Source organism: Pseudomonas sp. 43A, from assembly GCF_013363935.1.
Taxonomy (GTDB): Bacteria; Pseudomonadota; Gammaproteobacteria; order Pseudomonadales; family Pseudomonadaceae; genus Aquipseudomonas; species Aquipseudomonas crudilactis.
Window position 1 is genome coordinate 1,465,595 of sequence record NZ_CP054880.1, and the last position, 14,322, is coordinate 1,479,916.

General features: G+C 60.2%; 16 protein-coding genes. 3 read left to right on the top strand and 13 right to left on the bottom strand.

Translation table 11 applies throughout. The features are described from left to right. Positions 1-20 precede the first annotated feature (20 nt). Positions 21-539: an acyloxyacyl hydrolase gene (locus tag HUW52_RS06505; RefSeq protein ID WP_095114379.1), complete on the top strand. Its 519-nt coding sequence runs from the start codon at positions 21-23 to the stop codon at positions 537-539. Positions 540-671: 132 nt separating this feature from the next. On the opposite strand, the gene HUW52_RS06510 is transcribed toward HUW52_RS06505, so the two are convergent. From HUW52_RS06510 to HUW52_RS06565, 12 genes are all read right to left on the bottom strand, one after another. After that, positions 672-977, bottom strand: a complete 306-nt coding sequence (locus HUW52_RS06510; RefSeq protein ID WP_175553223.1) for a YkgJ family cysteine cluster protein — start codon at positions 975-977, stop codon at positions 672-674. A gap of 53 nt (positions 978-1,030) precedes the next feature. Then, positions 1,031-1,522 (bottom strand): DUF2878 domain-containing protein, encoded by a 492-nt coding sequence (locus HUW52_RS06515; RefSeq protein ID WP_016987211.1) that lies wholly within the window; start codon positions 1,520-1,522, stop codon positions 1,031-1,033. Then, on the bottom strand, positions 1,515-2,780 hold the full coding sequence (locus tag HUW52_RS06520; RefSeq protein ID WP_016987210.1) for a cyclopropane-fatty-acyl-phospholipid synthase family protein: 1,266 nt from the start codon (positions 2,778-2,780) through the stop codon (positions 1,515-1,517). The genes HUW52_RS06515 and HUW52_RS06520 overlap by 8 nt, the downstream gene beginning before the upstream one ends. Then, a complete protein-coding gene (locus HUW52_RS06525; RefSeq protein WP_175553224.1) occupies positions 2,767-3,582 on the bottom strand; it encodes a DUF1365 domain-containing protein in 816 nt (271 codons plus the stop codon). Before HUW52_RS06525 ends, HUW52_RS06520 begins: the two co-directional genes overlap by 14 nt. Then, the gene (locus tag HUW52_RS06530; protein WP_016987208.1) at positions 3,579-4,826 is read right to left on the bottom strand and encodes an NAD(P)/FAD-dependent oxidoreductase; all 1,248 of its coding nucleotides are present in this window, start codon (positions 4,824-4,826) and stop codon (positions 3,579-3,581) included. The genes HUW52_RS06525 and HUW52_RS06530 overlap by 4 nt, the downstream gene beginning before the upstream one ends. Then, complete coding sequence (locus HUW52_RS06535; protein WP_016987207.1) at positions 4,823-5,605, bottom strand: SDR family oxidoreductase; 783 nt, start codon at positions 5,603-5,605, stop codon at positions 4,823-4,825. The genes HUW52_RS06530 and HUW52_RS06535 overlap by 4 nt, the downstream gene beginning before the upstream one ends. Then, the gene (locus HUW52_RS06540; protein WP_016987206.1) at positions 5,602-6,024 is read right to left on the bottom strand and encodes a nuclear transport factor 2 family protein; all 423 of its coding nucleotides are present in this window, start codon (positions 6,022-6,024) and stop codon (positions 5,602-5,604) included. The genes HUW52_RS06535 and HUW52_RS06540 overlap by 4 nt, the downstream gene beginning before the upstream one ends. Further along, positions 6,017-7,462 (bottom strand): deoxyribodipyrimidine photo-lyase, encoded by a 1,446-nt coding sequence (gene phrB / locus HUW52_RS06545; RefSeq protein ID WP_175553225.1) that lies wholly within the window; start codon positions 7,460-7,462, stop codon positions 6,017-6,019. Before phrB ends, HUW52_RS06540 begins: the two co-directional genes overlap by 8 nt. A 20-nt stretch (positions 7,463-7,482) precedes the next feature. Continuing rightward, positions 7,483-8,424 (bottom strand): MerR family transcriptional regulator, encoded by a 942-nt coding sequence (locus tag HUW52_RS06550; RefSeq protein WP_016987204.1) that lies wholly within the window; start codon positions 8,422-8,424, stop codon positions 7,483-7,485. Then, positions 8,424-9,386 carry a DUF523 and DUF1722 domain-containing protein gene (locus tag HUW52_RS06555; RefSeq protein ID WP_016987203.1) on the bottom strand — a complete coding sequence of 321 codons (963 nt, stop codon included), beginning with the start codon at positions 9,384-9,386 and terminating at the stop codon, positions 8,424-8,426. Before HUW52_RS06555 ends, HUW52_RS06550 begins: the two co-directional genes overlap by 1 nt. 219 nt (positions 9,387-9,605) lie before the next feature. Next, positions 9,606-9,821: a TIGR02450 family Trp-rich protein gene (locus HUW52_RS06560; RefSeq protein ID WP_016987202.1), complete on the bottom strand. Its 216-nt coding sequence runs from the start codon at positions 9,819-9,821 to the stop codon at positions 9,606-9,608. Next, positions 9,818-10,804 (bottom strand): NAD(P)/FAD-dependent oxidoreductase, encoded by a 987-nt coding sequence (locus HUW52_RS06565; RefSeq protein ID WP_175553226.1) that lies wholly within the window; start codon positions 10,802-10,804, stop codon positions 9,818-9,820. The genes HUW52_RS06560 and HUW52_RS06565 overlap by 4 nt, the downstream gene beginning before the upstream one ends. Positions 10,805-11,001: 197 nt before the next feature. On the opposite strand from HUW52_RS06565, the gene HUW52_RS06570 reads away from it, so the two are divergent. Together HUW52_RS06570 and hemH are read left to right on the top strand one after the other, a co-directional pair. Continuing rightward, complete coding sequence (locus HUW52_RS06570; RefSeq protein WP_175553227.1) at positions 11,002-11,904, top strand: TIGR01777 family oxidoreductase; 903 nt, start codon at positions 11,002-11,004, stop codon at positions 11,902-11,904. Positions 11,905-11,917: 13 nt separating this feature from the next. Beyond that, positions 11,918-12,943 carry a ferrochelatase gene (gene hemH, locus HUW52_RS06575; RefSeq protein ID WP_016987199.1) on the top strand — a complete coding sequence of 342 codons (1,026 nt, stop codon included), beginning with the start codon at positions 11,918-11,920 and terminating at the stop codon, positions 12,941-12,943. A 102-nt stretch (positions 12,944-13,045) separates the two neighbouring features. On the opposite strand, the gene HUW52_RS06580 is transcribed toward hemH, so the two are convergent. Then, positions 13,046-14,320 (bottom strand): uracil-xanthine permease family protein, encoded by a 1,275-nt coding sequence (locus HUW52_RS06580; RefSeq protein ID WP_016987198.1) that lies wholly within the window; start codon positions 14,318-14,320, stop codon positions 13,046-13,048. Between the last annotated feature and the right edge of the window lie 2 nt (positions 14,321-14,322).

The following is a 14,322-nucleotide window of genomic DNA, read 5'->3' on the forward strand; positions in this document are numbered from 1 at the left end:
CCGGAAAAGGAAGTTTCAACGTGAAGCGACTATTCTGCTTGGCCGCGATTGCGGCCGCACTGATGGGGCAAAGTATTACTGCGCAGGCGGCAGGTGTGGAGTTCGCGGTGGGGGCCACCAGCGACTCGACCATGACGTACCGCCTGGGCATGAATTTCGACTGGGACAAGAGCTGGCTGCAAAGTGACGTCGGTCGCCTGACCGGTTACTGGAGCGGGGCTTACACTTACTGGGAAGGTGACAAGACTTCCAGTAACAACAGCCTGTCGTTCTCGCCGGTATTTGTTTACGAGTTCGCCGGTCAGTCGGTCAAACCGTATGTGGAGGCGGGGATTGGCGTCGCGGCGTTCTCCAATACCAAATACGAATCCAACAATCTCGGCGGCTCTTTCCAGTTTGAAGACCGCTTCGGTTTTGGTCTGCGTTTCAATGGCGGGCATGAAGTCGGAATTCGTGCGACGCACTATTCCAACGCCGGCCTGGCCAGTGACAACGACGGGGTAGAAAGTTACTCGCTGCATTACACAATGCCGTTGTAACGGATACACGCCTCACCCCTGTGGGAGCGAGCTTGCTCGCGAAAGCTATTTCATATTCAACGATGATGTTGAATGAAAGACCGCCTTCGCGAGCAAGCTCGCTCCCACAGTTGTTTTCAGTGAACTCAAAAATCAGCGGTAGGCGGTCGTGATGCCTTTGCGCTCTTCAATGCACTCGGGCGCGCCCATCTCGAACTCGCGGCAAATCAGCGGCCGTCTCTCATAGATCGTGCACATCATGCTGTCGCGATCCAGCGCCGCGCACCAGCCGTCGTCCAGACGCAGCATCACTTCGCCGCCCCATTCATCGGTATCGATAAAACGATCAGGCACGCCGGTGTCGGTGATCAGCATCACTTCAAGCTGACAGCAGCACGCCGCGCAAGTGGAGCAGGTGACCGCCGGTTCAGTGATTTGATGGTGGGGAATGGTCTTCATGGCCGGCAGTGTAAGGCAGTGGTCGACATGCGTGTGAAAGGTCTGACGGACGCTCAGTGGCTTAATCGCCGGGCCATCACATGCAACAGCGGAAACAGCAGCGCCCAGAGCAGGCCGATGCCGATCAGGGTGGGCAACTCGCCGTAGGGGAATTGCACGCCTGCCAGCCGCCCGCCGGCGTAGTACGACAATGCGCCGCCGACGGCACCCAGGGAACTCGCCAGCCACCACGGCCGGGCGCTCCATGCCAGGCAGTGGCGCAAAGTGGTCGCGAGCAGCGCCCACAACAGCATCAGCCACAGTGGAATCAGCGGCGACAAATCCTGAAATTCGAACACGCCCAAAGCGCGCAAAACGCTGTCCACCGCCGTGCCGACAATCACCACGCTCAACATCAAACGGCCTTCAGCCGCCCAACTGCTGATCCAGCGCAGATGGATGACCAGCACCGCCAGCGCCACCAGCAGCCACAAACTGTTGCCGCCGAGTACGCAGATCAGCCAGCCGATCTGGAACAACACCGCATTGGCCACACGCTCAAGCATCGAAGCGCCCGAGCAGCGGCGCAGTCATTGCAGCCGGTTTGGCCAGCAGCAATTGCGCGGTGCCGATGGTGCGTTCGAGGAATCCACCTTCGCAGTAACACAGGTAAAACTCCCACAGACGCAGGAAATAATCGTCGTAACCCAACTCGCTCAAACGGCCATGGGCGTGGCGGAAGTTCTCGTGCCACAGGCGTAGGGTTTTTGCATAATGCAGGCCGAAATCTTCCATGTGCAGCAGGTTCATGTCGGTGTCGCGGCTGACCACTTCGAGCATTTTCTGCACGCTGGGCAGGGCGCCGCCGGGGAAGATGTAACGCTGGATAAAGTCGACGCCGCGCTTGGCCTGTTCGTAGCGCTGTTCGCGGATGGTGATTGCCTGGATCAGCATCAGGCCGTTGCTCTTGAGCAAGTGCGCGCACTGTTTGAAGTAGGTCGGCAGGAAGCGGTGACCGACCGCCTCGATCATTTCGATCGACACCAGTTTGTCGTATTCGCCGGTGAGGTCGCGGTAGTCCTTGAGCAGCAGCGTGACCTGATCCTGCAAACCCAGTTGTTCGATGCGTTGCGCGGTAAACGCGTACTGCTCTTTCGAGAGGGTCGTGGTGGTGACGCGGCAACCGTAGTTCTGCGCCGCGTAGAGCGCCATGCTGCCCCAACCGGTGCCGATTTCCAGCAAATGGTCGCTGGGTTGGAGCGCGAGCTTCTGACAGATCCGCTCGAGTTTGTTCAGCTGCGCCTGTTCGAGGCTGTCTTCTGGCGTAAGGAACTGCGCCGCCGAATACATCATGGTCGGATCAAGAAACTGCTCGAACAGGTCGTTACCGAGGTCGTAGTGCGCGGCGATGTTTTTCTGCGAACCCTTGCGCGTATTGCGATTCAGCCAATGCAGGCCTTGCACCAACGGCCGGCCGAGGCGCGCCAGGCCGCCCTCCATGGCATCGAGCACGTCGAGATTGCTGACGAACACGCGCACCACCGCTGTCAGATCCGGCGAACTCCAATAGCCGTGGATAAACGCTTCGCCGGCACCAATCGAACCGTTGCCCGCGACCATGCCCCAGACGGCCGGATCCGTCACATGGATTTCCCCGAGCAACGCACTGCCGGGCGTACCGAACATCAGCCGTTCGCCATCCTCGACCACTAGCAGTTGCCCGTTTTTCAACTGAGCCAATTGGCGCAGCACGCCACGGCGCAGTAGCGATCCGGTCAAACTGTTGGCGCTGAACCGACTGATCGACAGACTAGAGGATTTCATGGCGGTGCTCCTTGGGAGGCACAGTGGCGGTTTGAAAGCTGCCGTCGGCAGTCTGATGAGCAAAGATCGGTGCGCGTTTGAGCAGCAGTCGCAGCGCTTGCCAGTAAATCGCCAAGGCGGTTTTCGCGGTCATCCACGGAAAGCGCCGCAAGTAACGGTGCAAGCTGTGGCGATCAAGATTTTCGCGTTGCAGATTGAGCGTGGCGTCGAACAGTTTGTGCTCGCCCTGCCAGTCGGCCATGTGCACGCCGAGGGTTTGCGCGGCGGGGCTGAAGCTCATGCGGTATTCGAGGTCGCGCGGCAAAAACGGCGAAACGTGAAAGGCCTTGGCCACGGCGAAGTGCTGGTGAAAGTCCCGCAGGTCGACGGGCGTGCGCGCTGGAAGCACATAGTGATAACGCTCGCGCCACGGCGTGTTGGTGACTTCGCAGACAATCGCCGCCAGTTGCCCGTCGGCTTCATGGCAATAAAAGAAACTCACCGGGTTGAACGACAGCCCCCAACTGCGTGCCTGGGTCAGCAGGCAGATCGAGCCTTGCGGTTCGTGGCCGATGGCGATGCCGACCTGCTGGCGTACGGCGTCGATCAGGCGTATGCCACGGCCGGTAAAGGTCTTCAGGTAGTCAGTCTCGCGAAATGAAAACGGCGCAAAACGGCTACGTCCGGCCAGCGGCGACAGTGCAAGCACCGCGTCCTGTTCGCTGAGATCGAGGTAGAGCAAACCGATCCGGTAGCGGAATTCATGGCGGCGCGGCGAGAAACGCCGATGGCCGATCCAGCCGCTGTAGAGGGCGCTGTTCATAAGGTTTCCCCGAATGCGGCGGCCACGCGCAAGGCGCTGACCACACCGTCTTCATGAAAACCGTTGGCCCAATAGGCGCCGCAATAATGCGTGTGTTGCGCGCCATCCAGTTCGCCCCAGCGATTCTGTGCCGCCACTGCCGCGAGGCTGAATTGCGGATGGGCGTAGGTGTAACGGGCAAGCACTTTGTCCGGGCTGATGCCGGCGCTCTGATTGAGGCTGACGCAGAACGTGGTGTCGCTCTGAATGCCCTGCAGAATGTTCATGTCGTAGGTGACGGCGGCGTGGGTATGGCCGGCGCCGCTGAGCCGATAATTCCAGCTCGCCCAGGCCAGTTTGCGTGTCGGCAGCAAACGCGTGTCGGTGTGCAACACCACTTCGTTGTCGGCGTAGGGCAGGGCACCGAGGATCGCGCGTTCGGCGTCGCTTGGCACCGCCAGCAGTTGCAACGCTTGATCGCTGTGGCAGGCGAACACCACCTGATCGAAGTGTTCGAGGCCTGCCGGGCTGTGGATAACTACGCCATGCACGTCACGATCAACCCGGGCTACCGGGCAATTGAGACGAATCCGCTCTTTGAACGCTGCCGTCAGCGGTGCGATATAGGCGCTCGAGCCGCCTTCGATAACTTGCCATTGAGGCCGATCACTGACCGACAACAAGCCGTGATTCTTGAAGAATCGCACAAAAAACTGCAGCGGAAAGTTGAGCATTTCTGCCATCGGCATCGACCAGATCGCCGAGCCCATCGGCACGATGTAATGCAGGATGAACCGTTCGCCGTAACCTCCGGCCTTGAGGTACTCGTCGAGGGTGGTGTCAGCAGCGATGCGCAGTTCGATGAGGTCGCGTTGGGCTTCTTTGTTGAAGCGCAGGATGTCGCGCAACATGCCCCAGAACCCCGGCGAAAACAGGTTGCTGCGCTGGGCGAAGAGGCTGTTGAGGTTGTTGCCGTTGTATTCCAGGCCGGTGTCCGGGTCGGTCACCGAGAAACTCATTTCCGTCGGTTTGAACGGCACGCCGAGCTGCCCGAGCAAGCGGATGAAGTTCGGGTAGGTCCAGTCGTTGAACACGATGAAACCGGTGTCCACCGAATATTGGCGGCCATCGACGGTCACCGGCACGGTGTGCGTGTGGCCACCGACCCAGTCGCCGGCCTCGAACACCGTGACTTCATGGCGGCGATTGAGCAGGTAGGCGCAGGTAAGCCCGGCGATGCCGCTGCCGACGATGGCGATTTTCATGTCGGATCCGTCAGCGGAGGTGACTTGCGCACCATGCGCTTGCCGATCGCCAGTTGGACGCGTGCCGGCAGTTTCGACAGTGGCCACAGCGCGGCCATGAACAGCGCCGGGAAGGCGATCTCCAGCGGCCGATCCTTGAGCTTGGCGAAGATGTGCCGTGCGGCTTTATCCACAGGCCAGCTCAAGGGCATGGGGAAGTCGTTTTTCGCGGTCAGCGGAGTTTCGACAAAACCGGGGCTGACCACGGTGACTTCAATGCCTTCGTCGGCCAGATCGATGCGCAACGATTCGAACAGGTAACGCAAACCGGCCTTCGAGGCGCCGTAGGCTTCGGCCCGTGGCAGTGGCAAGTAGGTCACCGAACTGGCCACGCCGATCAGGTGCGGCGCGATACCTTTGCGCAGCAGCGGCAGCGCGGCTTCGATGCAATAACTGCTGGCGAGCAGATTGGTGCGCACCACATGCTCGACGATCGAGGAGTCGAACTGTTTGGCATCGACGTATTCGCAAGTGCCGGCGTTGAGAATCACCGAGTCCAGCGAACCCCAGTCCACGGCGATCTGCTCACCGATTTCGCGAACCGTCTGGCTGTTGGTCAGGTCCCCCGGCACCACCAGTACCTGCCCCGGATAGCGTTGCGACAAGACCTTGAGCGGGGCGATCTGACGGGAACTGACCGCCAGGTGCGCACCGGTTTTCAGGATCTCTTCAGCCAGCGCGGCGCCGATGCCACTGCTGGCCCCGGTCAACCAATAACGCCGTGGAGGTGTACGACTCATCCCATTCTCCTTTTCAGCCAGGCAATGACCCGGCCCAATACTGGCAAGTGCTCATACAGCAGCGCCCCGGCATCAAAGTAATCCCGATGGCGATAAACCTTGTCGTGCCACAGCAGATGCGAGCAGCCGCTGACACGAATCACACGGCCACCCGCCAGGCGCGGATGGCGATAACTCATGACCCAACGCAGGTAGCCTTCGCAGTCGCCGATCTGGTCGAAACCATGAAAGTCGAAGCGCAGTTCGCTGACGTTGGCGTATAGCTCGCCGAAATAGTCGCGTAATTGCGCCAGTCCCTGAACCTCGTGCAGCGGGTCGGTGAAGTGAATGTCATCGCTGTACAGCTCGCCCAGGCTTTGCAGGTTGTCTTTGTTCAACGCTGAGAATTGCCGGGCGAAGCGGCGCAGGAATTCACTCATCGTCGCCTCCTGTAGACGTACGCGCAGGCAGGTTCTTGAAGGCTGCCAGTGCCCGTTGGCGTGAGTCGCTGAGGTTGACGATCGGCGACGGATAATCCACCGCACCGAACAAACCACCGAGGTTGGCCGGGTTGTGCAGTTCTTTTTTGTTGAGGTCGGCCAGTTCCGGCAACCAGTGCTTGATGAACAGGCCCTCGCTGTCGAATTTTTCCGACTGGCTCAGCGGATTGAAGATGCGGAAGTACGGCGCCGAATCGGTGCCCGTCGACGAACTCCACTGCCAGCCACCGTTGTTTGCTGCCAGATCGCCGTCGATCAGGTGACGCATGAAAAAGCGTTCGCCTTCGCGCCAGTCGATCAGCAGGTTTTTGGTCAGGAACATCGCCACGACCATGCGCAGGCGATTGTGCATCCAGCCGGTTTCGAGCAGTTGGCGCATCGCGGCGTCGATGATCGGCAGACCGGTACGCGCTTCTTGCCACGCGGCGAGATCGTCCGGCGCATCACGCCAGGCCAGCGCTTCGGTTTCCTGACGGAAGGCGCGGTGTCGCGAGACCCGTGGATAGCCGACCAGAATGTGCTTGTAGAACTCGCGCCACAGCAGCTCGTTGATCCAGGTGACCGCGCCGACCTTACCGCTCTCGAACTCGCCCTGATTGCTTTGCAGGGCGGCGTGCAGGCATTGCCGTGGCGAGATCACACCGGCGGCGAGATACGCCGAGAGCTGACTGGTGCCGGGCTTGGCCGGGAAGTCGCGTTCGCTTTGGTAGTAGTCGATTTGCGCGTCGGTGAAAGTGTCGAGACGGCGCCGGGCTTCCTGTTCGCCGGCCGGCCACAGATCGCGCAGGGTTTGGCTCGGTGTGGCGAAGCCTTTGACGGAGTCGGGAATCGGGTCGCTGTCTATCGCTAGTTTTGCCTGTTTGCCTGGGGCCTTGACCAGCGCCGGCATCGAGCGATGCAGGCGTTCGTAACAGACTTTGCGGAACTGGCTGAACACCTTGAAGTAACTCTCGGTCTTGGTCAGTACGCTGCCGGGTTTGAACAGCAACTGGTCGAGATAGCTGTGAAACGTGATGCCCTCGGCCTTCAGTGTCTCGGCCACCGCTGCATCACGACGGCTTTCATGGACGCCATACTCTTCATTGACGTGAACCGCCGCTATCTTCAGTTGCCGGCAGAGCTTGAGCAGTTCTGCCGGGGCTTGATCCCAATGGGTTGCAGTGCGAATCAGCAACGGGATATTCAGTTGGCCAAGGCTTGCGCTCAGCTCACGCAGGTTGCGCAACCAGAAGTCGACCTTGCACGCTGCATCGTCATGCTCAAGCCACTGCTGCGGGCTCAACAGGTACACGGCGACCGTCGGGCCGCGCGCTGCGGCAGCCGCGAGGGCAGTGTTGTCATGTTGGCGCAGGTCGCTGCGCAGCCAGATCAATTGCATGTCGGAACTCACGGCGTCCATTAAATCAGCCCACGCTTAACGAGTTCCTGGTGCGCAAGAAGCGCATCTTCCGCCAGGAACACATCAGCCATCTCGGAGATTTTTACGGACAACTCGGCGTGGTGGATGCATACCGTTGGTCCGACCAGCATTTTTGGGCAACTGACTCCGTTCAATAGTTTCGGCAACTGCGCAAGGTTCATGGCTTTGCTGGAATACAGCAGTACGCCACGGGCTTGCAGATGTTCGACCGCCAGCGCCAGTTCGGCGGCCGGCAGCGGCCAGTCAAACACTTGCACCGGACAATCGGCGCTGCTGATCAGCCACGCGCACAGCCACAGGTGAGGTTCCAGTGGCAGGTCGGAATGATTGATCAACAGCAGCGGGGCGCCATGCAACTGACGATTGTTATGGTAGATGCGTGTGCCGAATTTGCTGCGTAACCACGAATAAAAGAACACTCGTTCCATCTGCGCGCCGAACTGGCCCTGCCAACGCTGCTCCAGTTCCGCCAGCAGCGGCATCAGCAATTGCTCGCACAACGTGCGTGGCGGATAAAGCGCCATAGCCTGATTGACGCTGTCGTCGAGGCTGCGTTCGTTGAGTTGCGTGACGGCCGCCAGCAGTGTCTGGCGCAAGCGCTGCCAGTCGTTTTCCACCGTTTCGCTGAACGCCTGTGGCGTGTCGAGCAGCGGTTTGACCTGACTGACGGCAACACCACGGTTGAGCCAGGTGAGGATGGTCAGAATCTGTTGCACGTGTTCGGCCGAATACAGCCGGTGACCTTTGGGGGTGCGTTGCGGCACGACCAGCCCGTAGCGGCGTTCCCACGCACGCAGGGTGATCGCATTGACGCCGGTCTGCCGAGCGACTTCGCGAATCGGCAGCCAGCCCTCGTCGAGGGCTTTTTTAAAATCCGCGCCAAGGTCTTCCTGGGCGCTGGTATCCATTTTGTCGTTCATTAGATTGCGTTTCGCAGGCTGAGGTTTTCCGGGTGCGGTTGCAGGTAGACCTGTTGCGCGATGTACGAATCCGGATGGAGGCGAAAGTGATGCTTGAGCAGCGTCAACGGCACCACCAGCGGCACGATGCCTTGGCGGTACTGGCCGATGACGTGTTGCATTTCCTGTTTGTCTTCGGCGCTGATTACCTGTTTCAGATAACCGCTGATGTGCAGCAGCACGTTGCAGTGCGTGCCACGGGTGGCGCATTTCTTCAATGCCGCCATCAGTTCGCTGAAGTAGCGCGGGCCGAGTTCGGCGGGATCGGTGTGCGCCATGTTGCCGAGCAGTTTGCCCAGTGCTTTGTATTGCAGCGGGTTGTGCGCCATCAGCAAATATTTGTAGCGCGAATGGAATTCGGTGAGGGCGCGGCGGCTCAGGCCATTGGCGAGGACTTGTTGCCATTCGCTGTAGGCGAACACGCGGGTGATGAAGTTCTCGCGCAGCACCGGATCGTTGAGGCGCCCGGCTTCTTCCACGGGCAGATCCGGATGCCGTGCGCAGAACGCCTGGGCATAAATGCCGCGTCCGCCGCCATTCACCGGGGCACCGTTGGCGTGGTAGACCTTGACCCGTTCCAGGCCGCAGGACGGCGATTGCTGCATGAAGATGTAGCCGCAGATGTCATCGAGTTCGGCGGCCATTTTCTCGCCGTATTCGGCCAGTGGCTGGGTGACGTTGATCGCCCGGTTCACCGTGCCGACCGCTTGTGGATGCTCAGCGTCGCCGACGAGGCGGATGGGTTCGCGCGGGATGCCCAGGCCGATGGCCACTTCCGGGCATACGGGGACAAAATCGAAATGCTCGGTGAGGGTGCGGCTGCACAGGCGAGATTCCTTGTGTCCACCGTTGTAGCGCACCTCGGCGCCCAGCAGGCAGGCGCTGATGGCGATTTTTGGTTTGGCTGCGCAAGAGTCAGACATGGGCACCTCGAATCCATACCTGTACAGAGGTCGATCTCTGTACAACTTTGCTCAGCATAGATTCATGGGTGTACAAGTCAAATGATTTGTATAACTTTTTGGATTGAACGCCGTTCACTGTGGGAGCGAGCTTGCTCGCGAATACGCATTAACATTCAACAAATGCATTGATTGACACACCGCCTTCGCGAGCAAGCTCGCTCCCACAGGGGACGGTATTTACTTCCAGCCCTGCAGCCATTCGGCGTTGTTCTGTAGTGTCTGCCAATCGAGGCGCTCAGCACGCTTGGTCAACACCGCCTGCAACTCAACCGCCAGCACCGTGCCTTCCTCATCACGGAACAACTCGGTCACCAGAAAATGTTTTTCACGATTCTGCGGCTGTGCTGCTGTCCATTTCGACAGCAGCAATTTACGCGGATTGATGCGGTTCATTGCAGGTGTTCGTGCAAACGTCGCGCAGCTTCCTGGCCACTGAGCCAAGCGCCTTCGACGCGCCCGGACAGGCACCAGTCGCCGCAGGCGTAGAGGCCCAGATCGGCATCGGCCAGCGTCGCCCATTCGTGGCCTGTTGCGGGACGTGCGTAGAGCCAGCGGTGGGCGAGGCTGAAGGTTGGCGCGGGCATGGCGCTGTGCAGCAACTCGGCAAAGGCACCGTGCAGTTGCTCGATCACCGCTTCCTTGGACAAGTCGATGTGTTGCCGGCTCCACGCGCTGGTGGCATGCAGCACCCAGGTGTCGAGGGTGTTGTCGCGCCCCGGTTTACTGCGGTTGCGCGCCAGCCAGTCGAGCGGGCTGTCCTGCACGAAGCAACCTTCGATGGGCGTATCCAATGGTGTTTCGAAAGCGAGGGCGACGGCCCAGGTCGGGTCCATTTTCACCCCGGCGGCGGCCCCGGCAAGTTTCGGTGCGGCGGCCAGCAGGGCAGTCGCTTGCGGTGCTGGCGTGGCGATCACGACATGACTGAACGGCCCGTGCGTGAAACCTTCGGCGTCCTGCAAATGCCAATGTTCTTCACCGCGATAGACCTCGGTGATGCGGCAGGCAAAGTGCACTTCCAGGCCGTTGAGCAGGCCACGAGTGATGGCGCTCATGCGCGGCGTCCCGACCCAGCGGGTCTGCTCGTCCGGCGACAGATTCAGCTGCCCGCCCTGATAGGTGTAGAGCTGCGGCGTCCACTCGGCGACCCAGCCCAGGCTTTGCCAACGCTGCACTTCAGTGACGAAGCGGCGGTCGCGAGCAGTGAAATACTGCGCGCCCATGTCCAGCGAGCCAGCGTCGCTGCGCTTGCTCGACATGCGTCCGCCGCTGCCGCGACTTTTATCGAACAATTGCACGGTATGCCCTGTCTCTGTCAGAGCCTGGGCGGCGGAGAGCCCGGCGATGCCGGTGCCGATGATTGCGATAGGTACAGTCATAGGGGCCTCGTTTACCTTTCTGTACAGACTACGCCGTGGATGAAACCTGTACAATTTTGTTTTTTGGTATAACTTCTAGCGTTCTCGTTCTGACAGCTTGGCCTATGGTTAAACAATAGAGCCTGCCCGATAGAAAAGATCCCTGCTTATAAAAATAGACTAGTGATCCGGGTTAAACGCCACGCGAGGAAGATGTCATGCACATATTGCTGACCGGCGGTACTGGTTTGATAGGACGTCAGCTCTGCCGACACTGGTTGGGGCAGGGACATCGCTTGACGGTGTGGAGCCGCAAGCCGGAGACAGTCGCGAAGATTTGCGGTGCACAGGTGCGCGGCATCGCGCGCCTGGAAGATCTCGGCGAGGAACCTGTGGACGCGATCATCAATCTGGCCGGCGCGCCGATTGCCGATCGGCCATGGACCCATCGCCGCAAAGCGTTGCTGTGGAGCAGCCGTATCACGCTGACGGAGACGCTGTTGGCCTGGCTCGAAACCCGCGCGCAGAAACCGGCATTGCTGATTTCCGGATCGGCAATCGGCTGGTACGGCGATGGCGGTGAGCGCGAGTTGACCGAAGAATCGCCGCCGGTGATCGACGATTTCGCCAGCCAGTTGTGCATCGCCTGGGAGGAAACCGCACTGCGCGCCGAAGCGCAGGGCATCCGTGTGGTACTGGTGCGAACGGGTCTGGTGCTGTCGGCCGAGGGCGGCTTTTTGTCGCGGTTATTGCTGCCGTTCAAACTCGGGCTGGGCGGGCCTTTGGGCAATGGTCGGCAGTGGATGCCGTGGATTCATATCAACGATCAAATCGCCCTGATTGATTTTCTTCTGCACCGCGAGCAGGCCGCTGGTCCTTATAATGCCTGCGCGCCGCAACCGGTGCGCAATCGCGAATTTGCCAAAACGCTGGGCAGCGTGTTGCACCGCCCGGCGTTCATGCCGATGCCGACGCTGGCGCTGAAAGTCGGCCTCGGCGAAATGTCTTTGTTGTTGCTCGGCGGCCAGAAGGCTATGCCGGCACGCTTGCTGGAAGCGGGTTTCACTTTCCAGTTCACGGATTTACGCGCGGCCCTGGATGATCTCTCCAGCCGCCTCTGAAATAGGACGTTGCATGACCGATCACGCCTTGCTTCTGGTCAACCTGGGTTCCCCGGCCTCCACCTCGGTGGCCGATGTGCGCAGCTACCTCAATCAATTCCTGATGGACCCGTACGTGATCGACCTGCCATGGCCGGTGCGGCGTCTGTTGGTGTCGCTGATCCTGATCAAGCGCCCCGAGCAATCGGCCCACGCCTATGCCTCGATCTGGTGGCAGGAGGGTTCACCGCTGGTGGTGCTCAGCCGTCGCCTGCAACAGCAGATGACCGCGCAGTGGAGCCACGGCCCGGTCGAGTTGGCGATGCGCTACGGTGAGCCGTCGATTGAAACCTGTTTGCTGAAACTGGTCGCGGCGGGGCACAAGCGCATCACGCTGGCGCCGCTGTATCCACAGTTCGCCGACAGCACCACAACCACGGTGATCGAAGAAGCGAAACGGGTGATCCGGCAGAACAAGCTCGATGTGCAATTGTCGGTACTGCAACCCTTTTACGATCAGCCGGAATACCTCGATGCGTTGGTCGAAAGCGCCAGGCCGCATCTGCAACAGGATTACGATCACTTGCTGCTGAGCTTCCACGGTTTGCCTGAGCGGCACCTGACCAAACTCGATCCGACCGGCAATCATTGCTTCAAGAATGAAGACTGCTGCAAGAACGCTTCGCCTGCGGTATTGGCCACCTGTTATCGCGCGCAATGCCTGCGTACAGCGGCGTTGTTCGCGGAGCGCATGGGGTTGCCGGATGGCAAATGGTCGGTGTCGTTTCAGTCGCGGCTGGGCCGGGCCAAGTGGATCGAACCGTACACCGAAGCGCGCCTGGATGAGCTGGCGAAAAACGGCGTGAAGAAGATTCTGGTGATGTGCCCGGCGTTTGTCGCCGATTGCATCGAGACGCTGGAAGAGATTGGCGATCGCGGCAAGGAACAGTTCCGCGAAGCAGGGGGCGAGGAGTTGGTGCTGGTGCCGTGCCTGAATGACGACCGGCAATGGGCTAAGGCGTTGGCAACCCTCTGCGAACGAGCGCCGCTGGCCCTCTAAAAGCAAATCGCGAGCAGGCTCACTCCTACAGGTATTGCGTTGACCTTGTAGGAGTGAGCCTGCTCGCGATAGCTATCTGTCAGGCGATGAAGATCTAAATGTTCAGATCAGCGGCTCATCCGCCTTCTTGTTCTTCCAGCCGTCATTGCCCGGCAGAATCAGGTTCAGCGCAATCGCCACCACCGCGCACAGCGCGATGCCTTTGAGGCCAAAGTCGTCCGGACCTGTGCCGGTGCCGACCAGCACACCGCCAATCCCGAACACCAGCGTCACCGAGACGATCACCAGATTGCGCGCTTCGCCCAGATCGATCTTGTGACGGATCAGGGTGTTCATGCCCACCGCTGCGATCGAACCGAACAGCAAGCACAGAATCCCGCCCATCACCGGCACCGGAATGCTTTGCAGCAGCGCGCCGAATTTGCCGATGAACGCCAGGCTGATAGCGAAGATTGCCGCCCAGGTCATGATTTTCGGGTTGTAGTTCTTGGTCAGCATCACTGCGCCCGTCACTTCCGCGTAGGTGGTGTTTGGCGGACCACCGAACATGCCGGCAGCGGTGGTGGCAATGCCGTCACCGAGCAGGGTGCGATGCAGGCCTGGCTTCTTCAGATAGTCGCGACCGGTCACGCTGCCGACGGCAATCACGCCGCCGATGTGCTCAATGGCCGGGGCCAGCGCCACCGGAACGATGAACAGAATTGCCTGCCAGTTGAACTCCGGCGCGGTGAAGTGCGGGATCGCAAACCATGGCGCAGCGGCAATCTTCGCGGTATCGACCACACCGAAATAGAACGCCATAGCAAAACCGACCAGCACACCGGAGATGATCGGCACCAGGCGGAAGATGCCTTTGCCGAACACCGCCACGATCAACGTGGTCAGCAGCGCCGGCATCGAGATCAGCATCGCGGTCTGGTAATGGATCAGTTCAGAACCGTCACCAGCCTTGCCCATCGCCATGTTCGCGGCAATCGGCGCCATGGCCAGGCCGATGGAAATGATCACCGGGCCAATCACCACCGGTGGCAGCAGACGGTCGATGAAACCGGTGCCTTTGATCTTCACGGCAAGGCCGAGGAAGGTGTAGACGAAACCGGCCGCCATCACACCGCCCATGGTCGCGGCGAGGCCGAACTGGCCCTTGGCGAGAATGATCGGGGTGATGAAAGCGAAGCTCGACGCCAGAAACACCGGCACCTGACGCCCGGTGACGATCTGGAACAGAATCGTCCCCAGACCTGCGGTAAACAGTGCCACGTTCGGGTCCAGGCCCGTGATCAGCGGCATCAGCACCAGGGCGCCGAAAGCCACGAACAGCATCTGGGCGCCGGACAGCACCGTGCGCCAGAGCGGATCGTTGAACTCTTGCTGCATGC